General features: G+C 61.0%; 14 protein-coding genes. 9 read left to right on the forward strand and 5 right to left on the reverse strand.

Annotated features, from left to right (window positions below):
- Nucleotides 1-117 precede the first annotated feature (117 nt).
- From EJI01_RS10440 to EJI01_RS10450, 3 genes are read left to right on the forward strand one after another with little or no spacing between them, the layout of a single operon-like run.
- Entirely contained in the window at nt 118-564 is a 447-nt protein-coding gene (locus tag EJI01_RS10440) for a glycosyltransferase family 2 protein (RefSeq protein WP_126837046.1), read from the forward strand.
- Complete coding sequence (locus EJI01_RS10445) at nt 561-854, forward strand: dTDP-4-dehydrorhamnose 3,5-epimerase family protein (protein ID WP_221885662.1); 294 nt, start codon at nt 561-563, stop codon at nt 852-854. Before EJI01_RS10440 ends, EJI01_RS10445 begins: the two co-directional genes overlap by 4 nt.
- Complete coding sequence (locus EJI01_RS10450) at nt 851-2,446, forward strand: hypothetical protein (RefSeq protein ID WP_126837047.1); 1,596 nt, start codon at nt 851-853, stop codon at nt 2,444-2,446. The genes EJI01_RS10445 and EJI01_RS10450 overlap by 4 nt, the downstream gene beginning before the upstream one ends.
- 152 nt (nt 2,447-2,598) lie before the next feature.
- Here EJI01_RS10450 and gmd read toward each other — a convergent pair whose 3' ends face one another.
- Complete coding sequence (gmd, locus tag EJI01_RS10455; RefSeq protein WP_126837048.1) at nt 2,599-3,636, reverse strand: GDP-mannose 4,6-dehydratase; 1,038 nt, start codon at nt 3,634-3,636, stop codon at nt 2,599-2,601.
- Between the two features lie 323 nt (nt 3,637-3,959).
- Between gmd and EJI01_RS10460 the strand changes: the two genes are divergently transcribed.
- The 5 genes from EJI01_RS10460 to EJI01_RS10480 all read left to right on the forward strand — a co-directional run bounded on the left by EJI01_RS10460 (nt 3,960) and on the right by EJI01_RS10480 (nt 13,919).
- Entirely contained in the window at nt 3,960-7,118 is a 3,159-nt protein-coding gene (locus EJI01_RS10460; protein ID WP_126837293.1) for an FkbM family methyltransferase, read from the forward strand.
- 87 nt (nt 7,119-7,205) lie between these two features.
- Complete coding sequence (locus tag EJI01_RS10465) at nt 7,206-9,605, forward strand: glycosyltransferase (protein WP_185878891.1); 2,400 nt, start codon at nt 7,206-7,208, stop codon at nt 9,603-9,605.
- Between the two features lie 4 nt (nt 9,606-9,609).
- Nucleotides 9,610-10,770: a glycosyltransferase gene (locus EJI01_RS10470; RefSeq protein WP_126837050.1), complete on the forward strand. Its 1,161-nt coding sequence runs from the start codon at nt 9,610-9,612 to the stop codon at nt 10,768-10,770.
- A 55-nt stretch (nt 10,771-10,825) separates the two neighbouring features.
- Complete coding sequence (locus EJI01_RS10475; RefSeq protein ID WP_126837051.1) at nt 10,826-11,782, forward strand: GDP-L-fucose synthase family protein; 957 nt, start codon at nt 10,826-10,828, stop codon at nt 11,780-11,782.
- Complete coding sequence (locus EJI01_RS10480; RefSeq protein ID WP_126837052.1) at nt 11,775-13,919, forward strand: glycosyltransferase family 4 protein; 2,145 nt, start codon at nt 11,775-11,777, stop codon at nt 13,917-13,919. The genes EJI01_RS10475 and EJI01_RS10480 overlap by 8 nt, the downstream gene beginning before the upstream one ends.
- Here EJI01_RS10480 and EJI01_RS29275 read toward each other — a convergent pair.
- Nucleotides 13,891-14,022: a hypothetical protein gene (locus EJI01_RS29275; protein ID WP_260602402.1), complete on the reverse strand. Its 132-nt coding sequence runs from the start codon at nt 14,020-14,022 to the stop codon at nt 13,891-13,893. The genes EJI01_RS10480 and EJI01_RS29275 overlap by 29 nt on opposite strands.
- Nucleotides 14,023-14,141: 119 nt before the next feature.
- Here EJI01_RS29275 and EJI01_RS10485 point away from each other — a divergent pair, with 119 nt between their 5' ends.
- A complete protein-coding gene (locus EJI01_RS10485; protein ID WP_260602421.1) occupies nt 14,142-18,950 on the forward strand; it encodes an FkbM family methyltransferase in 4,809 nt (1,602 codons plus the stop codon).
- On the opposite strand, the gene EJI01_RS10490 is transcribed toward EJI01_RS10485, so the two are convergent.
- Genes EJI01_RS10490 through EJI01_RS10500 form a run of 3 tightly spaced genes read right to left on the reverse strand, consistent with a single transcriptional unit; the run spans nt 18,922 to nt 21,893 of the window.
- The gene (locus EJI01_RS10490) at nt 18,922-19,665 is read right to left on the reverse strand and encodes an ABC transporter ATP-binding protein (RefSeq protein ID WP_126837053.1); all 744 of its coding nucleotides are present in this window, start codon (nt 19,663-19,665) and stop codon (nt 18,922-18,924) included. The genes EJI01_RS10485 and EJI01_RS10490 overlap by 29 nt on opposite strands.
- Before the next feature lie 6 nt (nt 19,666-19,671).
- A complete protein-coding gene (locus tag EJI01_RS10495) occupies nt 19,672-20,475 on the reverse strand; it encodes an ABC transporter permease (protein WP_126837054.1) in 804 nt (267 codons plus the stop codon).
- Nucleotides 20,472-21,893: a mannose-1-phosphate guanylyltransferase/mannose-6-phosphate isomerase gene (locus EJI01_RS10500; RefSeq protein WP_126837055.1), complete on the reverse strand. Its 1,422-nt coding sequence runs from the start codon at nt 21,891-21,893 to the stop codon at nt 20,472-20,474. Before EJI01_RS10500 ends, EJI01_RS10495 begins: the two co-directional genes overlap by 4 nt.
- Nucleotides 21,894-21,974: the final 81 nt, after the last annotated feature.

Consider the following 21,974-nt stretch of genomic DNA (forward strand, 5'->3'; position numbering starts at 1 on the left):
TCCCGTGGAACGATATCGCGCGGGTTCGACAAGTTCGCTTGAGCGTGCCGATTCAGGCGGGACGGCCTTGCCAATCGGCCCCATCGCTTCGCCTCTTTGCTCGGATCGATACCTCCCATGACTCGTCAAACCGACCACACCATCACGGTTGTCATTCCGACCTTCAACCGGAGAGCGCACCTGCAAACGGCGGTTGAGAGCGTGCTTGCGGAGCGCCGAGTTCCGATCGCCCTGCACATTTTCGACAACGCCTCAACAGACGAGACCGAAAAATACGGCCGAGCACTTGCTGCGCAGGACCTTCGTGTTTCGTACACGCGCAGGTCCGAGAACATCGGTGCCACCGGAAACTACTCGCAGGCACTTGCCAGTATTTCGACCGAGTATTTCGTGCCCCTGGCCGACGATGACTGCTTGCTGCGGGAGGAGCGCGCCAGGATGCTCGCAGAGCAGAATGATCGCAAGCGGATAGACGCTGAAACTGAGCTTGAATCGCTCGGCGGCCATCCATTGCTAGAAGCCATGAAGAAGCTCCGACTTCTTCGATTTTCGAAAGCGGCATGAGCGTGCTGTTGTCGATGTCCAAGTTTACGGTTGCTGCGACGGCGCTGGATGGCCTCGTGTGCATCGAGCGCCAAAGACATGAGGATGCGCGTGGCTTCTTCAGTCGCTTCTTCTGCGCTGACGAGTTGGTCGCTGCCGGATTTCGCCAGCCTGTCCCCCAGATCAACCACACATTGACGCGCCGACGAGGCTCCGTGCGCGGACTCCATTTCCAGCTGGTGCAGACCGAGGACTCTGCTCTGTCGGCGCCCGCGAATACCGTCAAATCGAGTAGGTGCATCGCTGCATGATCGAGAAAACGACGCGCCCGGCGGTCCTCTGGCTGCTCTCGATCGTTATTGCAGCCCTTTTTGCCGCGTTTCAGATCCAGTCATCGCTGCATAGCGGATCGTTGTCACTGCCCGTGACGTACGACGACGTCGGTTATCTCAATGACGCCTTGGGCCGGCTCGATGTCCTGTACCGCAACGATGGCTGGACCTTTCTGAGGAGCTTTTGGATCAATCCTCCTCACGCTCCGCTGCAGACGGTCTTGGCACTGGTGGGCTTTGGCATTTTCGGGCCCAGGCCTTGGGCGGCCGATGCCATGAATGCGCTTCCCCTATCCGGCGTTCTATTCTTATTTCTCGGCTTTGCCTGTCGCTCCTTGCCTTTGGCCGTCGCGGCAATGTTGGCAGTCGCATTGCTCGGATATCCGCTTCTGAGCCTGTTCGTTCTCGAGTTTCGTCCCGACATGTTGTGCGCGCTGCTCACTTCCATCGGAGCGCTCATCGTGGTTGCAGATCCGCGTTGGAGAAAAGGCGAGAAAGTCTCTTTGGGGACGACGGTCGCTTTGTTCGTTGGCGCCCTTCTGGCGAAACCAACCTTGGCACCCGTGACGGTGGTGGTGTTTGGTGTAGCCATCCTCGCCGTCATTGCCCTCCATTCAAGTTCGTGGGACGACACCAAGCGGATCGCGTGGATCGCTGTGATGTGCGGCGGTCTCGGGGCGTTGATCGTTCTTCCGTACTATGTCGCGGTTCTGCCGCGGCTCATCGACTACATCTCGATCAACGCATTTGGAGCTCACGCCAACCTATGGCGCGCGAACATCCCCTGGTCGGAACACGTTCTCTACTACTTGAGCGGCTCCGGCGGCGAGGTCGCGATCAGCCGCAGCTGGCTTGCGCTGGGCTGTGCGACTCTGATTTTGGCGTTGCCGATACTGATTCGAACTCGGCGAACAGCGTTGGCCATTTTTCTCGTTGCCTTGGCCGGGTATGCCAGCGTGACCGTGCCAGCAATGAAAAGTCCGTTTCTTGGCGTGATCGTCGCTGCTTTCGTGCTTTGCATTCTTGCGGTCTTGGTTGTGAAGCTGCTGGATCGCTTGCCGGTACAGCTCTCGCTTGTGGCGGCTCTTGCGCTTCTCGCATTTTCAGTGGTGATGTGGCGCCCGGCCGCCCTGGCGCTGCGCAACGCTTCCACGCCCACCAATGCAGCACAGGCCCAGCACTACTCGAGGATCTACGCGCAGACGGCCGGCGTGATTGCATCGATACCAGATCTCGATCGACGCCAGCTCTACTTCCCGGTCATTTCGCAGTATCTAAATCCCGACAATATCGAGTTTGCGTTGCGACGCCGTGCACTCCCCGTGCCGGGGATGCCGCGTGTGTACCAGGACGGAGACATCTCTTCTCACGAGGCTCTCTTGGGCAAGTCCGATTTGGTGGTGCTGTTCTCAGACGAAAGCACATTGCCCATGCCTTGGCCTGCCAGTTCGGTCATTCGCAAGGAGATCGGTGCGGCGGTGGCTGCATCCAACTCGTTCGAACCCGTCGCAACCGTGGATGGTGGTCTCTTTCCAGGCCGGGTGGTTGTTCTCAAGCGCAAAGGAACTTGAGGCTCAGGGCTGCGTCGTCGCTTGCCGCAGTTCGCCTCCCCCTGCGCCGGCGAGAGGAGGGGCCAGGGAGCGTCCGTTCGGATGAGCCGCTGCTCATGCGCTCACTTGCGCAGCACTTCTCGCGGCGGTCCGAGTTACCGCCGCGCCTCGTCCTAGAACGAACGCCCGTCAGCGTTTCGGCGGAGATCCGCTTCAACCATCATCTTGCAGAGTTGTTCAAGTGTGGTCGTAGGCTCCCACCCCAGCTTTTCCTTGGCTCGCGCGGGATTGCCGATCAACAGGTCTACTTCGGCCGGCCTGTAGAACTTAGGATTCACACGCACCAGCGTCTTTCCGGTTTTCACGTCGACGCCAACCTCGTTCTGCTCCGCGCCCTCGAAGCGGAGCTCATAGCCCGCCGCCTTGAAGGCCATGTCGACGAACTCCCGGACCGTCTCAGTCCGGTTGGTGGCGAGCACGAAGCTGTCGGGTTCCTTGGCCTGCAGCATCATCCACATGCCTTCGACATACTCCTTGGCAAAGCCCCAGTCGCGCTTGGCACCCAGGTTGCCCAGTTCCAACACGTCGGCCTTGCCGAGCTTGATCTTGGCCACCCCGTCGGTGATCTTGCGCGTGACGAACTCGCGGCCGCGCAGCGGGCTTTCGTGATTGAAGAGGATGCCGCTGCAGCCGAAGATGTCGTAGCTCTCGCGGTAGTTGATGGTCATCCAGTGCGCGAAGAGCTTCGCCACGCCGTAGGGGCTGCGGGGGTAGAAGGGGGTGTCTTCCACTTGGGGAATGGCTTGCACCTTGCCGAACATTTCGGAGGTGGAGGCCTGGTAGAACCGGATCTTCGGGTTGGTCAGGCGAATCGCTTCGAGCAGGTGCAATGCGCCCATGGCCGTGATCTGGGCCGTGGCGTCGGGCTGGTTGAAGCTCACGCCCACGAAGCTCTGCGCGGCCAGGTTGTAGACCTCGTCGGGGGCGGCTTCCTTCATGAGCGTCATCGAGCTGCCGAGGTCCGTGAGGTCGTACTCGATCAGGTGCAGGTCGGGGTTGTCCTGGATGCCCAGTTCCTCGATACGCCAGAAGTTGACGGAACTGGTCCGGCGATAGGTTCCATAGACGACATAGCCCTTGCTGAGCAGTAGCTCCGCCAAGTAGGCGCCGTCCTGGCCGGTGATGCCTGTAACCACGGCACGTTTTTTCATCGGAACTCCTTGTAGATCTGATCGATGACGCAGGGCAGACCGCTTAAGGCCTCACGCTGCGCAAAGCTGACAATTTTGCCCGAAAGCGAATACGTGTCCGTGTGTTACTCAAAGACGCACCGCCTCTGCCATCTAGCACGCCTCTCGAACTCGCGGGGACTTCGAGCTGAAGTCCGGACCTGCGATGCCCATAAAATGGCCAGCGCCCTCCTCCTCGTGTTGCCGATCGATCGACAACACATGCGCACCGCCGCTGTACAACAATATTCTTGCGCGTGGCGATGGTCAAAAACTCCACTCACACGCAGCCTTCTGACCCAGCCATGCCCTTTGTGTCCTACGCCCAGAACTTTGAAGACGTGATGCTCTGGCGCGCGCTTGGCCAGGTCGAACGAGGCTTCTACATCGACGTCGGGGCGCAGTCTGCGGATCTGGATTCGGTCACGCGCGCGTTCAGTGAAAGAGGTTGGCGCGGCATCAACATCGAGCCGCATCCTCTCTACTTTGCTCAGTTGTCGGAACGGCGCCCGCTCGACATAAACCTCTGTACTGCGGTTGGTGACCGTACCGGCTCCCTGACCATGAACTTTGTCGAGGCCACTGGATTGTCCACTGCCGACGATCGGATCGCGGCCGGTCACGTGGCCGCTGGCTATACGTTGAACCGCGCGGAGGTAGGCCTTACCACGTTGGCCGCTCTCTGGAAGGAGCATGTCCCGCCACAGCAAGCGGTTCATTTCCTCAAGGTGGATGTCGAAGGATTTGAAGCGGCCGTACTGGCGGGCAACGACTGGGCCTGCAATCGACCCTGGATCGTGGTTGTAGAAGCCACCCTTCCGAACTCTCGGACGGAGAGCCATGCCGAATGGGAGGGCGCGCTTTTGAATGCGGGCTACGGGCATGTCTATTCAGACGGTCTGAATCGCTTCTATGTCGCTCAGGAGCATGCGGAGCTGTGTAGCGCATTTAGATATCCGCCGAACGTTTTTGACGGTTTCGTCGCCGCCGATCTGGAGGCCTCCCAGCAACGGGCGAGCGTGTTCGAGGCGCAATTGATCGAGTTCAAACAACGCACGGCGCTGGCTGAAAGCGAACTGGCGGAGGCTCGGGTGCGCATCGCCTTCACCGAGAGGGCATTGATCGAATCCCGACAACGTATTGAATTGTCGGAGGCGAGCGCTATTGAAGCGAGAGCACGCGAACGGCAAACGCGGGTGCAGAGCAATGCTGAAGCAAACGAATTGCGGAGAGCGATCAGCGTACGAGACAAGCTGGTTGTCGAGGTGAATCATCGGGCGGACGAGGTGGCCCGGCAGTACCACGCCTTACTGGCATCCAGCTCTTGGCGCGTCACGGCGCCTTTGCGCAAGGTGGTTGCAGCGGTTCCCAGCACAGCTTGGCGTCATGCACGTCGAGCAGCAAAAGCCGCTTGGTGGCTCATCACACCTTGGCATCTGCCGGCGCGCTTGCGTTTCATTCGCGAGCGAGATGAAATGATGCGGCCAGCTCACGATGGCAGCGATTTCAGGGCCTCGTCGAACCTTGACATTGCGGCCGATCAAGCAGTGCTGCAGGCTGCTGACCACTTGCGCGACGCAATACCGTGGCCTCCACAGTCTTCGCAAACCATCGTCGACAAGTGGTCGGCGGCGCGATTTTGCATTGACACGCTGCGGACTCGAGCCGATGTGCGCGCCCGGTTTCCCAAGGCACTTTCTGAGCCTGAGGCCAGTGGTTTTGCGCGGTGGCTGGTCGGCGATGACAGCAATCAACTGAATCTCTCGACGCGCGCGAAAACGGAGTTGCGAGAAGTTCTTTGCCAGGACATCGCTGCGTCGGCACGGCAGATGTTCCTGTTCCGTGCTGATGTCAGGGCTGCCCTTCCGCATGGACTGACGCCGCCCGGGCAGGCCGAGCTGTTCACATGGTTCATGCGCGACGGAGGGCGCGAGCTTAATTTGAAGGCTGAGGAGGTTGTTTGGTTATTTATACAGGCCACCGAAAACCCGGCCTTGGAACTGGTTCGGGCGTTCTTGTTTACCCCTGAATGGCAAAAAACCCACCCGGACGGGCTCACTGTGTTTGGGCGTAAAGCCTTCTCCGACTGGTTTGCATCGAACTATCAAGTTGCGCCGGCGAAATGGCTGGAGCCTTCCACTTGGCCCGTCGACATCTCGGCGGCGCGTCAATTGCGTGAGGCGTACTATGCTCGAGAGGAATGGCAAAGGCGACAGCCAGGCGCATTTGATAGCGTCTCAACGGCCATGTCCTTGCTCTCCTGGTTGCAATCCGGCGACGTTGCGTTGACGGAGGAAGCTCGGGCCTGGTGCGCCGCGCTCGACGTCCAGAGGGTCGCCGAGGAACTGGCCTCGTTGGGCGTCAACATGATCGGCCATTTCTGCTGCCCTTCGGGTGTCCGTGCGTCGGCGGAGGCACTGGCCGAAGGCATGGAAGAGCTGGGGGTCCAAACTTCGTTGCGCGATTTGAGAACGGACATCAAGGACGAACCGAATCACGTTCGCTTCCAGGGGTTGGAGGACTTCGATGCAACCATCATCCATACCCAGCCCGAGCCTTTTTTTAGCGACGCGTACGCGCGCTGTGATCTTCAAGAGCGATCGCCCAAAACTTATCGGATTGCGTACTGGTATTGGGAGTTTGACACTGTGCCGGAGAGTTGGATCGGGCATGCGGCGGGCGTCGATGAAGTCTGGGCTGCCACGGAGTTCGTCGCAAAAGGTTTGCGCGAGAGGCTCTCTGTTCCTGTCAAGACCTTGTTTCCTGGCGTGCGGCTAGGCACCTACACGCGTCGGGAACGGAAGTACTTCGGCATCCCGGACAACACCTTCATATTCCTGTTCAACTTTCATATGAACAGCGTCATGGAGCGAAAAAATCCGCTCGGACTGATTCGGGCCTTCAAGCAGGCCTTTCGGCCAGACGAGCCAGTATTGCTGGTGATAAAGACGATGTTCGGCCACCATCATCCGGCTCAGATGGATGCGTTGCTCGAGGCAGCAGCTGATTGCAACGTGCAAGTCATCGATCAGACGTATGACGCGGACGAGGTGCTATCGCTCACCGATGTTTGCGATGCTTACGTCTCGCTCCATCGAAGCGAAGGCCTCGGCCTCACTATGGCGGAGGCAATGCTGCTGGGCAAGCCGGTCATAGCGACGAACTATTCCGGTAACGTCGATTTCATGAACGACTCCAACAGCTTGCTGGTCCCCTATGAACTGGTCAAATTGGGCCAGGCGCTGCCCCCCTACGATGCCGCTCTGATGTGGGCGGAGCCCTCGATCGAGCAGGCGGCAGCCCTGATGCGCCGCGTCTTCGACGAGCCCGCTTGGGCTCGCGAACTCGGCGCACGAGCCAAGGCAAGTGCGGAAGCGAGCCTGTCCGTGCATGCTGCTGGCAGGAAGGTTGCACAACGGCTGGCGGAAATCAAAGCGCAAAGGGTCGCCGTGATCCACGCCTGACAGAAGGCAGCGACTCGGATCCTTGCTGACGTAGGCGTGCGTCCTTGTCCTGCTACTGTTGTCGTTGTAACCAACTTGAATTTGATGATGAGTGAGTCGAACCCGCGCTTGGCGCTAGATATGTATGTGCTGGCGCAAGGGGTCAAAACCGGCGTCTATCGCGTCTGTGACGAGTTGTTTCCCTTGCTTGCGCATTCACACAGATTCAGGCCCAGGCTTTTCTATCGCCCCGGGGATGAAGCACGCGCGGCCGAATACGTTCTCGAAAAGCGCTTGCCTGCGCAGCAGCACGCTTCCCTCGACGCGGAGCCTTCCCAGGACGCCGACATTCTCTTGTCTCCATTCGGCGTCGCGCCTCGGAAGTGGCTGCTCGATCCGCGACTGCTGCACGCCCATATCGTCTACGACCTCATCGGCATCAATCGACCCGACTTCTTCTCGCCCGAGGCTGCAGCAGAGGTTCGCAGCATTGTTGACAGTCTGGATGAGCACACCGTCATCTTCTCTATTTCGGAATTCACGAAAAGGGATCTGCTGGCCTGTAGGCCGGATCTGAGCCCGAGGCAGGTCACTGTCATCCCTCTCGCAGCCGGTCCTTCCTTCAGACCCTGCGACGACGCAAACACGAAGAGCAGGGTGCGCGAAAAGTATGGAATTCCTCCGCAGGTTCCATTCGTTCTCAGCCTGGCCACTCTTGAGATACGCAAGAACCTCGACCAGGTCGTCAATGCCTTCGTGTCGTATCTGGAGCAGACTGAATCGAGCCCGTTGCACCTCGTGCTCTCCGGTATGTCCGGCTGGAAATTGGAGCAGTTGCAGGGTGCTCTGGCGGCGGCTGGGCGGTGGCGACATCGCATCGTACTCACCGGCTTCGTCGAGGACGAGGATCTGTCGGCGCTCTACAGCGACGCGTTGTGCTTCGTCTATCTGTCTCGGTACGAAGGTTTCGGCCTGCCGCCTCTGGAGGCGATGGCTTGCGGCACGCCCGTTGTTTGCGCTGACAACTCGTCGCTTCCCGAAGTCGTCGGCGAGGCGGGGCTGCTGCTGGACGCCGATGACGTGCAGGGCGTGGCGGACGCGATACGGAAGATCTCCGCGTCGGAAGAGTTTCGGAGGGAGCTTTCGCTTGCCGGCGTCGAGAGGGCCCGGCTGTTCAGCTGGGAGCGTTGCGCGGAGATCGTTGGCGAGACGCTTTGTTCCGCCTATGCGCGCCATGCGGAGCGCCCTGTAGATCGCCGACCACGCAAGCTGGCTCCGGGCACTCTGGCTGCGAAGTACGCTCGCCCCGATGGCATCGTCGAAGCCAACTTCCTCGACTATCAGAACGGCAGCCATGGTCCACGCTTCCCGCTGCACGAGAGCCGCCGTCCGCAAACACATCGCGCTGGTTGGCCTTACTGGACCGACGCCCTGCCTGCCAATAGTTCGAGACTGGAAGAAGGCGGCTTGCGAACGAGAGGACGCTTCAAGACAGGCACCGCCTCCATGCCTCTAGTGACATATGTCACCGTGGTCCGCAACAACACGGCGACCTTGTCACGAACGATCGAAAGCGTCCAGAACCAAACCTATCCGAATGTAGAGCATGTTGTGCTCGACGGTGCCTCTACGGATGGGACCCTTGACCTGATCCGACAGTACGCGGACAGGATCGACTACTACGCTTCGGAACGTGACAAGGGTCTTTATGACGCGGTGAACAAGGCCATACCGCTCGCAAGAGGTCAGCTTATCTGCGTTCTCAATTCGGACGATTGGCTCCAACCGGACGCCGCTGAAATTGCTGTGCACCGGATGGGAGATTGCGGGGGATCTGCGATCTTGTTGACGGCTGCAAATGTTGTGCAAGGAGGCCGGGTGGTTCAGGAGTGGTATCCGGCATTCGTCCACCCGGGCTGCTACTTCATGTGTGCCAACGACTGTCACAATGGAATCTATGCGACTCGGGCGGCCTACGAAAGTTCAGGCCCTTACGATGACTCGTACAAGATCGTCGCCGACTTCAAATGGATCATGACTTGTCTCGAGGCTGCCGTGACCTTCACGTACACGAGAGAAGTGTCTGTCAACTATTCGCTCGGAGGCACTTCCGGTGACGTACGCCAGCACAGCATGGAGTGCATGCGGGTGGTCGGCGAACGCTTTCCCTTTCTGACGCCGACCGACATCTCCGGGCTCTATCATTGCTTCTTCCTGTTTGCCGGCGCGGCAAACCTGCCCGATCACCCGGCGAACCGCACTGAGTTTTTGCGAGATGTATTTGCAAGGCACTCGTCGAATCCCGATTTCCTTAGTGCGCTCAGTTGGGCTTCCATCGAAAAGCTTCAGCATCCCGCCGATAACCAGCCTATCGCACTTCCCCCAGGCAAAGCGCACATCCCGCCGGTCAACGCATCCGCCAAAGAGGCCGTGAAGGCGGCGCCGGGCAGATATCCGGGCGCATACACAGTCGTTCAACGCCTTTACTCATCGATGCTGAAAAGATAACGCTGTGGCAAGAATCGCATACCTGGATCATTCCTTTCATCGAACTACCAAATCCACGGCTTTCCTGCCTGAGATCCTGAGCCGGCACGGTCACAGTGTCGACTTCTTCTGGGACGACGCGTGGCAGGGCGGCACCCCGGTCGCATGGGCAGACGTCCGATCACATGACGTTGTGATCATGTTCCAGTCCTTCTGCTTGTCAGACCGTCAGCATTTTCGCGAATCACATCCGAATGTCGTGTACATCCCGATGCTCGATCAATTCGGCATCTGGCAAGGCCCTATCTTCAATTTGTCTGCGTTCTGGGAGCCGTTCCAGGGATCCAAGGTATTGAATTTCTCGAGCGCGGTGCACAGCATGACGACAGGCTTCGGCATCGTGAGCCACTTTGCCCGCTACTATCAGCCCGTCACGAAACTGTTGCCGCCGCCCCCGCAAGGTCTGCACGGGTTTTTCTGGCTGCGTCGTGAACTGCAGCTCCCTTGGCGAGTGATCCGAAAGCTTATCGAAAACACGAAATTCGATAGCTTCCATATCCACCTCGCAACCGACCCGGGTACGGTTGCGCCTGAACTCCCCTCGGCGGATGACATCGCCAGGCACAACATCACGACTTCCACGTGGTTCGAGAACAAGGCCGACCTGAACGCGTTGATGGAGCGCGCGAACGTCTACTTTGCACCTCGACTGGAGGAAGGGATTGGGCAGTCCTTCCTCGAGGCAATGTGTCGCGGCCAGTGCGTTGTAGCGCCCAATCAAGGGACCATGAACGAGTACATCGTGCCTGGCGTCAACGGATTGCTCTATGACAACCACAACCCGCGGCCGCTCGATTTTTCTGATGTGGGCAGGTTAGGAGCTCGGGCGAGGGAAGGCGCTTTGGTGGGCCGTGCTCTTTGGGAGCAAGCTGAGCAAGACCTCGTGCGCTTCATTCTTGCGCCGAGCGAGGCACTTTATGTTGGCAAGTATCAGCACGCCCTTTGGAGTGCGGACGCTTCGCCGCATTCCGATGCGACTCTCGCGCCTGTTGCGACGTCAGTCCAGCCCCAGGCGCCTGCCGGTACAGGGTTGCGTCGTTTTGCGCAGCGCTACGCGGTCTTCAGAACGACTCGGTTCATCTGGTATCCGATGATCAAGCTGGCCCGCCAGATCATGGGGCGTTGATCAGCTTGGTGCGCAACTTTTCATCGCATTCATTGCGAAGTTATTGAGGTTCTAGATGGAAACAAAGAAAGTATTCGTCGCTGGCCATCGCGGCCTCGTCGGTTCGGCAATGCTGCAGGCATTGAAGGGGCAGTCGGGCTATGAGGTTCTCACGCGCAGCCATGATGAACTGAACCTCGAGGACCGCGACGCCACGCGGGCCTTCTTTCTCGAGCACCGCCCGGATCACGTCGTCATGTGCGCGGCCAAGGTGGGCGGGATCCTCGCGAACTCCAATTTCCCGGTCGACTTTCTGCACAACAACCTGCGTATCCAGCTCAACGTCTTCGATGCGGCTCACGAGTCCGGCATCGATCGCATGCTCTTCCTCGGCTCCTCGTGCATCTATCCGCGGGACTGTCCCCAGCCGATCAAGGAGGAGTACCTGCTGACCGGTCCGCTGGAGGCCACCAACCGCCCCTACGCGCTGGCCAAGATCTCGGGTGTGGAATCGTGCTGGGCCTTCAATCGCCAGTACGGCACGCGCTATCTCGCTGCGATGCCGACCAACATGTACGGCCCTGGCGACAACTACCACCCCGAGCATTCGCATGTGCTGCCGGCGCTGATCCGCCGATTTCACGAAGCCAAGGTCAGGGCCGATCCCGCGGTGGTCGTCTGGGGCTCCGGCACGCCGCGCAGGGAGTTCATGTACTCGTCCGACCTCGGTGAAGCCATCCTGTTTCTCCTCGACCTTCCCGATGAATGCTTCGCCGCGCTCACTCACCCGGAGGTGACGCCCTTGATCAATATCGGCGTGGGCGAGGACGTGACCATCCGTGAGGTCGCCGAACTCGTGAAGGCAACGGTAGGCTACGAGGGCGAGCTCAAGCTCGACGCCAGCAAGCCCGACGGAACGCCGCGAAAGCTGCTGGATGTGGGCCGGCTCTCCGCGCTGGGGTGGAAAGCCCGTACCCCGCTCGGCCTCGGCCTCAAGAACGCCTACCAGGACTTTCTCCAACGCCATGTCTGAATACTTGCTGAGACGTTATGCGAGGCGCGTCGCCAAGGGCGCCTGGTGGCTTGCCACGCCCTGGCTCATGCGCGAGCGGCTGGAGTTCCTGCGCCGGCGCGCGGCCGAGCAGGCGCGTGCGACCCTGTTCACGGCCTTGGTCGAAGCCGAGCGAGATCGACTCGCATTGCGTGAGCGCGGAATGCCGGTGCCGGCCGTTGCGCCGCTCGACCTGTTCGACGATGCCGCCGTGAGCGAGGCCGCGGGCTTGCCGCACAGCGGCATTCTGTGGCCCGCCGTCGCGCCTCAAGACGTGGCGGACCGCGGCTCGGCCGCGCGATTCCTGATCGACCTGTGGCGCAAGCGCGCCGATCTTCGTGCGCGCTTCCCGCTGGCGCTCGAAAGCGGGCGCCACGGCGGGCTCGCGCAATGGTTGCAGAACGAAGGCGCTGCCGAGTTGCACCTGGGCGATCCGGCCCTGCAGCTGGTGCTCGACGCGCTGGATGCCGGCATCGCCGATCCCGCTCGGCAGGCTCTTCTCACGAACAAGCTGTTGTGGCCCTTGTCGCCGCATGGCTTGACGCCGGCGGGCATGCCCGGCCTCTTTCGATGGCTCATGCAATACGGCGCGAGCGAATCCAGCTTGCCGCAGGAGGCGCTCTGGTGGCTCTTCCTGCAGGCGGCCCAGAACCCCGCGCGCGAGCTCATGCTGGCCTACGCGTTCACACCCGCGTGGCAAGAACTGCATCCCGACGGGCTCACCGTCTTCGGCCGCGAGGCCTTCTGCGCCTGGTTCGCCGCCGAGTACGGCGCGTCGGGCCGCTGGGTGGATCCGTCGACCTGGCCGAACTGGGAAAGGCCGGCCTTGCAGATTCGGAGTGGCTACTGGGCCCGCAGCGCGTGGCGCGCCGCGCATCCCGACGCGCTGGCCGACGAGGAGCATGCGCGCGCGCTGCTGGCCTGGCTGTCGACCCCCGCGGCCGGCCTGCCCGAAACGGCGCGCGCCTGGTGCAGCCGGCTCGATGCGGCATCCGTCGCTCGCGAGGTCGCGCAGCCGGGCGTCAACATGATCGGCCACTTCTGCTACGCGTCCGGTCTGCGCGTCTCCGCCGAATCCATGATCGAGGCCATGGGGCGTGTCGGCGTTTCAGCGTCGCAGCGCGATGTGTGGACCGATGCCAAGGACGATCCTCACCATGCGGACTTCCGCGGCATGGAGTACTACGACGTCACCATCGTCCACACGCAGCCTGAGCCCTTCTTCGACGAGGCTTACCAGCGCACGCATCTGTTCGAACGCAGCCCTCGCAGCTACCGCATCGGCTATTGGTATTGGGAATTCGACTCCATCCCCGATGCATGGGTGAAGCATGCCGAGAAGGTCGATGAGGTCTGGGCCGCCACCGAATTTGTCGCCAAAGGCTTGCGTGAAAAGCTTTCTGTCCCCGTCCGTACGCTGTTCCCCGGCGTCAAGCTGGCGCCCTATGAGCGGCGGAGCAAGTCCTACTTCGGACTGAGCGAGGAGTCGTTCACCTTCCTTTTCACGTTCCACATGATGAGCGTGATGGAGCGCAAGAACCCGTTGGGCCTGATTCGTGCGTTCAAGGAAGCGTTTCGCGAGCGTGATGCCGTTCAGCTCGTCCTCAAGACCTCCTTCGGCGATCGGCATCCGGCCCAGATCCAGGAACTGCGCGACGCTGCCGCCGGCGCCAACATCACGGTCATCGACCAGGTCTACAGCCCCGACGAGGTGCTGTCGCTCATGGACGCCTGCGATGCCTATGTGTCGCTCCACCGCAGCGAGGGCCTGGGCCTCACGATGGCCGAGGCGATGCTCATGGGCAAGCCGGTGATCGCCACCAACTTCTCAGGCAACGTCGATTTCATGGACGAGAGCAACAGCCTGCTCGTGCCCTACAAGCTGGTGAAGCTCGGCAAGCCGATCCCACCCTATGACGCCAAGCTCGAATGGGCTGAACCCTCCATCGAGCATGCGGCGCAGCTCATGCGGCGCGTCTACGACAACCAGCAATGGGCGCGCGAGGTCGGGGCGCGCGGCAAGGCGAGCGCCGAAGCCAATCTGTCGCTGGATGCGGCGGGCCGAAGAATCGCCGCCCGCCTCGAGGAGATCAAAGCGCTGCGGCGAGCGGCAGGCTGATCTCTTCGGTCTTCGCGACCTCGACGATCCGCCCGTGCTCCAGGTGGATCACCCGGTTGCATTCCTTGGCGATCAGGTCGGGCGAATGCAAAAGGCCAGTCACATGAGCGTGCCGATCGGACAAGTGCCACGGTACTCGCCCAGTTCGCTGGCACGCTGGGGGGCTCGACACGCCTCGTAACAGGTCGCGAGCAGGCAAAATCCCTACCCTTCGACTTGTTCATGCTGCTCTCGTGCTCATCGGAGGCCGTCGCGCATACCAAAGCAAACATGCCTTTCGTTTCCCACGCTCAAAACTTCGAAGACGTCATGCTCTGGCGTGCGCTCGGCCACGTACAGAACGGCTTTTATGTCGACGTCGGCGCCTGGTCGCCCGATCTGCACTCGGTGACCAAGGCTTTCAGCGAGAGAGGATGGCGGGGCATCAACATCGAGCCCAACCCCTACTACTTCGCTCAGCTTGTCGAGAAAAGGCCGTTCGACATCAATCTTGCGGTTGCCGTCGGCGATCGCGTCGGCAACGTCTCGATGAATTTCATCGAAGATACCGGCCTTTCCACCGCGGACTCAAGGATTGCTGAGGCGCATGTTGCGGCGGGATGGGCGGCAAGACAAGAACAGGTCAGGATGACGACCTTGGCAGCAATTTGGAGCAAGCACGTTCCAGCTGCGCAGCCGGTGCATTTTCTGAAGGTAGACGTCGAGGGCCTGGAGAAAGCTGCACTTGTGGGGAATGACTGGCAGCTCAATCGGCCGTGGATCGTCGTCGTCGAAGCGACGCGTCCCCTGTCGCAAATCGCGAACCACGACGAATGGGAGCATGTGTTGCGTAGCGCCCGGTACGCACATTGCTACTCCGACGGCCTCAATCGCTACTATGTCGCGGCGGAGCACGCGGATTTGCAGAAGGCATTTAGGTTTCCGCCAAATGTCTTCGACGGCTTTGTGCTTGCGGAGATTGTTCATCAAACTTCGCGTGCGGAGGCTGCCGAAGCTAAGGTACGCAGGGCGGATGCCGCATCGGGACAAGTCGGGTACCAACGGGTTCATTCCGATGATCGACTTTCGCAGATCGAGGCGCAATTGGCCCAGGCGCTGCAAGCGTTGGAAACCGCTGAAAGCCGGCGCATCGACGCGCAACGACACGCCAGCGAGACGCTCCACCTTGCGAAGGCACAGACGGCCAACCGGCGCGCCGAGACGGCAGGAGCCACTGCATCTCTCGCGCCATCATCCATACGGCGATACGGAAGACGTGTGCTTAAGGCCGCATGGTGGGCCGTAACACCCTGGCGCCTCCCACAGCGGCTGCGCTTCATCCGCGACAGGAGCGCTGCGATGGAGCTGGCTCTGCCGAAACAGTCTTTGCCAAAGCAGGGCCCGGTCTCGTCGGGCCTGCCACCTCCGCCAACGGGGCCGTACGCGCTATGGGTCTCTGGCGTCGAGAGTCGTTCTCCTCTGGTCGGGTTGCCCATCGGGGACGCTCCCCTTGTGAGCTTTCTGATCTGTGGTGCTGGGGATCGTGCGAACCTGCTCAGGACGCTGAAATCCATCCATGAACAACCGCATAGCGCTTGGGAAGTAGTGCTCTGTGCGACGGCTGAAGACTTCACGGCAAATGACGCCTTGATGATCGATTCACGGGTGTTGGTCGCGAAAACGGGGGAGGGCGACAAGCCCTCCCACTTGCACGCTGCTCTGGAGATGGCGCGCGGACAGTTTGTCGCCGTACTAGATTGCGGAGACGTGCTTGCTCCGTACGCGCTGAATGAATTCTCGGTGGCATTGGAGCGTCTTCCGGAGGCTGACCTCTTCTACAGTGATGAGGACGAGCGATCGAATGCCGGATTTCGCAATGCGCCTCATTTCAAGCCATCGTGGTCACCCGATCTTCTGTATGCCTTCAACTACTTTGGTCGACTGACGATATTGCGGCGGACGCTTGTTCTTGCGGCAGGTGGGATCGACACGAGCACCGGAGCGGCCGTCGAGTGGGACCTCAATCTGCGAGTCAGTGATCTGGCTCAGCAAATTCAGCGAATCCCCAAGGTCTTGTGTCATAGAAAACCGGGTAGCGACCGAGAACGTCCCGCTGCCTCTACGCGCGAGGCTGCCGACCATCGTGGAGTCATCGAAAAGTATTGGCGTGCGCATGAGTTTCCGGCGATGGCTGCAACGCAGCCCGATGGGACTCAGCGCACAACATGGACGATCGAAAAGTTGCCCCTGGTATCCGTCGTCATCCCGACCAAGGACAAGGTGCAACTGCTACGAATGTGCATCGACGGGTTGCTGCTCGGCACCGACTATGCCAACAAGGAAATCGTTATCGTCGATACGGGCTCTACGGAAGCGGAGACCTTGGCGTACTTCAGTGAACTGGGCGCGCATCCTGAGGTTCGCATCGTTCGATTCGAGAAAAAATTCAACTACTCGGCGGCGTGCAACTATGGTGCCTCATGCTCGCGCGGTCAGATGCTTTTGTTCTTGAACAATGACATCGAGGTGATCTCTCGCGATTGGCTGCAGGAGATGGTGCGTTTCGCGATGCGCCCCGGCGTCGGAGTGGTCGGCACCAAGCTGGTTTACCCGTCGCGCGAGTTGCAACATGGTGGCGTGGGCGTTGGTCCTCATCTCTGCGCATTGATGTATCGGAGTGCCCCCGAACACGAATGGGACGTGTTTGGCTCGCCGGACCATCCACGCAACTGGCTCGCGATCATGGGTGCTTGCCAGCTTGTCCGTCGTGATGCCTTCGAACGGGTAGGGGGCTTCGATGAGTCATATCTCGTCGCAATGAGTGATGTCGCCCTGTGCCTGCAGATTTGGCGAGCAGGGTATCGAACCGCATATGCGCCGAGTGCGTGCCTGGTACATCACGAAGGAGCCACGCGCGGAAACACGAATCCGGTTGAGGACGTGCGGCGCATAGCAGACGACATTCGCCTGTTGGGCATTGATGAAGATCCTTACCTGCACCCCGAACTGGACGGCAACTCTGCAATCCCGGCCTTGAGGGGGCGTGGTGTTCCTAGCGTGCGCGATGTACTGAGAAAGCGCGTTGACGAGGATGGTTCGTTTCCGGCGCCGGTAGTGCAGCTTGATCTCGCTGATGACAGTGCTTGCCTTAAGGTCACGGAGTTGCCGCGAGAGCTGGTGTTTTGGTCTCCTCAGCCTGCACATCGCGTTTGCGACAAATGGTCCGCCGCACGTTGGGTTCTCGATCTTCTCCGTACGCGCAAGGACATACGAGAGCGGTTCCCCAAAGCGCTCTCCGACGGCGCGGCGGGAGACTTTGCACGCTGGCTGACGAGTGAGGCTCAAGCGCATCTTGGCGTGTCCGAGACTCTCGCCGATGCCTTGGAACAACTCTTTTCCGAAGATATCTCGGCCAACGCAAGACAGACCTTCCTCTTTCGAGCAGATGTCCGAGAGCTGATGCCCCATGGCTTGACGCCAACCGGCCGCCTCGGGCTGTTTCGATGGTTTATGCAGAACGGCCGCAGCGAGGCTGGATTGCGCCTCGAGGAAATATGGTGGTTGTTCTGGCGGGCGGCTGAAAGTCCGGCCCACGAGTTGGTGCGCGCCTATCTTTTTACCCCTGCGTGGCAAAGGCTCTATCCGGATGCCATGACGGTGTTCGGCCGCCAGGCTTTTGCGGCCTGGTTTGCTGCGACATACCGCGCAAAGGGAGACTGGATCGAGCCCTCTCAATGGTCTCTGGAGGTGTTGCCTGCAAGCCAACTGCGCTTTGCTTACCATGCCAGAGAGCACTGGCGAACGCGGCATCCGCAAGCACTCGAAGACGTCGACAACGCCGTCATGTTGATTGACTGGCTGCAGTCGGATGACGCAATGCAATCTGCTGAGGTCAGAGCCTGGTGCGCCGAGCTTGACAAGCATGCGGTCGCTGCCAAGCTAGTTGCGCCGGGCGCGAACGTGATAGGGCACTTCTGCTATCCGTCGGGTCTTCGGGTGTCTGTCGAAGCGCTGGTCGAAGGACTCCAGCGAGCAGGGAACGCTGTCTCGTTGCGAGATCTGCGCACCGACAAGAAGGATGACCCTAATCACGCGGCTTTCGATGGGCTCGAGGATTTTGATGCCACGATCATCCATACCCAGCCCGAACCTTTCTTCGATCAGGTCTATGAGCGGGCCGATCTCGCTGCACGTTCGCCCCGCACCTACCGGATTGCCTATTGGTACTGGGAATTTGATTCGATTCCCGACTCCTGGGTAGCGCAAGCCGCGAAGGTCGACGAAGTATGGACTGCGACGAATTTCGTTGCCAAGGGCTTGCGCGATCGCCTGCGCATTCCGGTCCGCACGCTGTTCCCCGGCGTCAAGCTGGCGCCCTATGAGCGGCGGAGCAAGTCCTACTTCGGACTGAGCGAGGAGTCGTTCACGTTCCTGTTCACGTTCCACATGATGAGCGTGATGGAGCGCAAGAACCCGCTCGGCCTGGTCCGCGCCTTCAAGGCCGCGTTCGGCGCCGACGAGAACGTGCGCCTGGTCCTCAAGACCTCCTTCGGCGATCGGCATCCGGCCCAGATCCAGGAACTGCGCGACGCTGCCGCCGGCGCCAACATCACGGTCATCGACCAGGTCTACAGCCCCGACGAGGTGCTGTCGCTCATGGACGCCTGCGATGCCTATGTGTCGCTCCACCGCAGCGAGGGCCTGGGCCTCACGATGGCCGAGGCGATGCTCATGGGCAAGCCGGTGATCGCCACCAACTTCTCAGGCAACGTCGATTTCATGGACGAGAGCAACAGCCTGCTCGTGCCCTACAAGCTGGTGAAGCTCGGCAAGCCGATCCCACCCTATGACGCCAAGCTCGAATGGGCTGAACCCTCCATCGAGCATGCGGCGCAGCTCATGCGGCGCGTCTACGACAACCAGCAATGGGCGCGCGAGGTCGGGGCGCGCGGCAAGGCGAGCGCCGAAGCCAATCTGTCGCTGGATGCGGCGGGCCGAAGAATCGCCGCCCGCCTCGAGGAGATCAAAGCGCTGCGGCGAGCGGCAGGCTGATCTCTTCGGTCTTCGCGACCTCGACGATCCGCCCGTGCTCCAGGTGGATCACCCGGTTGCATTCCTTGGCGATCAGGTCGGGCGAATGCGAGGCCAGCACCAGGATGCCCGACTTGGACACCACGTCCTTCATCCGCTGCTCCGCCTTCTCGGTGAACTCGGCGTCGCCGACCGACAGCCACTCGTCCATCAGCAGGATATCGGCCTCGACGCTGGTCGAGATCGAAAAGGCCAGCCGCATCAGCATGCCGGTGGAATAGGTGCGCACCGGCATGTTGACGTACTCGCCCAGTCCGCTGAATTCGCAGATTTCGGGCGTGAGCGCGTCGATCTGCTTCTTGCTCATACCCATCACGAGCCCGCGCAGCATGATGTTCTCGATGCCCGTCGCATCGTGCTCGATGCCCAATGCCGGGTCGATCAGGCTGGAGACGGAGCCCTGGCGGACGAATTCGCCCGAGGAAGGCTCGTAGACGCCGGCCAGCGCGCGCAGCAGCGTCGACTTGCCCGCACCGTTGTGGCCGACGAGACCGAGGCGGTCGCCGCTCTTCAACTCGAGGTTGATGTTGCTCAGCGCCTGCACCACGTTGACGCCGGTCTCCTTGCCGAAGCGGCCGCCGGTCACGGATGCGGCGAGGGTCTTCTTCAGCGAGGCGGCCCCGGCCCCATAGATCGGGAAGTTGACCGAGACGTTCTTGAGGGAAATGAAAGCCATGGTTCCTTACAGCCAGTAGACGACGCGACGGCGGTACTTCGCGAAAAGCAGGGCCGAAGCGAGCACGCTCAGCGCCGTCCACCCCAGGATGCCCCACCAGTTGTGGGCGCCGGAGACGCCACCCATCAGGGGCGTACGCAGCAGATCAAGCATTTGCGCGAATGGATTCCACAGGATGTACTGGGCACGATCGGGCAGGCTTTCGGGCAGCCAGAAAACGGGCGTCAGGAACATCAGCATCTGCATCACGCTGGTGACGATCTGGGTCACGTCGCGAAAGCGCGTGCAGACCAGCCCGAGCGCCATGCCCAGCGCCTGGGCGTTGATCAGCGTCAGAAGGAAGGCGGGCACGAAGAGCAGCGCAGACCACGAGAGCGAGACGCCGGCCCACAGCGCCACCGGCACGTAGAGCACGATGTGGTGTGAGAACTGGATGAGGTTGCGCGCCATGCTCCGCCAGACGAACAGGCTGATCGGGAAGTAGCCCTGCTTGAGATAGTTGCTCGATCCGATGAAGGCGTTGCACGAGTCGGTCACCATGCTGGAGAAGAAGCCCCAGAAGATGATGCCCAGCGCCAGGTGAGGAAAGAACTTCGACAGCTCGTGGCCGAACAGCGAACTGTACAGCGGCCCCATGCCGCCGATCATGGCGCCCATGCTGAGGGTCAGCCACAAGGGTCCAAGCATCGAGCGCCGGTAGCGCAGCACGATGTCGAACCAGGCCAGCGTCCACCAGATGTCGGTCCGGCGGGTGCCCTCCCACCAGTCGGCCCACGCGTTGCGATGAAGATTGGAATGTGCCTGGCTCATACGCGTCCGTAGGTGTCCACCAGGCGCACGATGTCGTCTTCGCCGAGGTAGCTACCGCACTGGACTTCGATGAGAACCAGTTCGTCCTGTCCGATATTCGTCAATCGATGCTTCTCCTTGAGCGGGATGTAGCGGTACTCGCCGGGCAAGGTCTTGTGCTCCACATCGCCGATCTGGACGATCGCCGTGCCTTGCACGACAACCCAGTGCTCCGCGCGCTGGTGGTGGTACTGCAGCGAGAGCGCCTCGCCCGGCTTCACCGTGATGCGCTTGACCTTGTAGCCGTCTTCTTCCTTGAGCGAGGCGTAGGTGCCCCAGGGGCGGTGGACGACCGCAGGCAGATTCACCGTCTCATGCTTGCGCGCCTTGAGGATGTCGACCACCTTCTTGACCTGTTGCGCGCTGTCCTTGTGGGCTACCAGCAGCGCATCGGGCGTGTCGACGATCACCAAGTCGCGCAGGCCCAGGGCCGCCACGATCTTGGGTCCGTGGCTCTCGACCTGGATGTGGGTACCCGTGGTGTCCACGGCCACCACGTGGTCGTCCGGGAAGGTGTTGCCGCTGGCGTCCGAGATCTGAGCCTTGGCGACGGCGGGCCAGGAGCCCACGTCGCTCCAGGCGAACCGGGCCGGCACCACGCGCACGTTGTCGGCGTGTTCCATCACCGCGTAGTCGATGCTGATGTCGGGCTGCAGACCGAAGGCGTGCAAGTCGAAGCTGATCGCCTCGCCCTTGGTCTGCGCCGAGTCCATCGCATGGCGCGCTGCCCTCAGCACCTCCGGCGCATGCAGCTCCATCGCCGAGATGATCGCGGCCGCGGTGAAGCAGAACATGCCGCTGTTCCAGTAGTAGCGGCCCGTCGCCAGATACTCCTGCGCGGTAGGCAGATCCGGTTTCTCGACGAAGCGCTTGACCGGCTGGCTGTCGCGCGAGACGCGATCGACTTCCACATAGCCGAAGCCCGTCTCCGGCGCGGTCGGCGAAATTCCGAACAGCACCAGCGCCCCCTCCTGGGCCAGCCGGAACGCCTCGCTAGCGCTGGCGACGAAGGCTTCGACGTCCGGCACCAGATGATCGGCCGAGAGCACCAGCATCACGGTGTCGCCGCTGAACTGACGCTCGCACTGCAAGGCCGCCAGCGCGATGGCCGGCGCCGTATTGCGGCCCTTGGGTTCGAGCAGAAACGTGGCCGTGGGCGGATCGCTCATCTGGCGCAGCACGTCCTTGGTCAGGAACTGATGGTCCTTGTTGGTCACCACCATCAGGTCGCCCGTGCCGCAGGCCTGCCCTCTTTCGATGGCCTGCTGGAGCAGGGTCGAGTCGCCGAGCTTCATGAAGGGCTTGGGGAATGCCTGGCGTGACGCGGGCCACAGCCTCGATCCGGCGCCACCTGAGAGCACCACTGAAAGCAATCGCATGCCTTTTCCTTAGTTCTGAGAGCGACCGGCGATTTTACCGACCGGACCGGAGGTCGATGACCGGACCGGAGCAATGGCGCA

Origin of the sequence: Variovorax sp. MHTC-1, assembly GCF_003984645.1 — a bacterium.
GTDB lineage: Bacteria > Pseudomonadota > Gammaproteobacteria > Burkholderiales > Burkholderiaceae_C > Variovorax.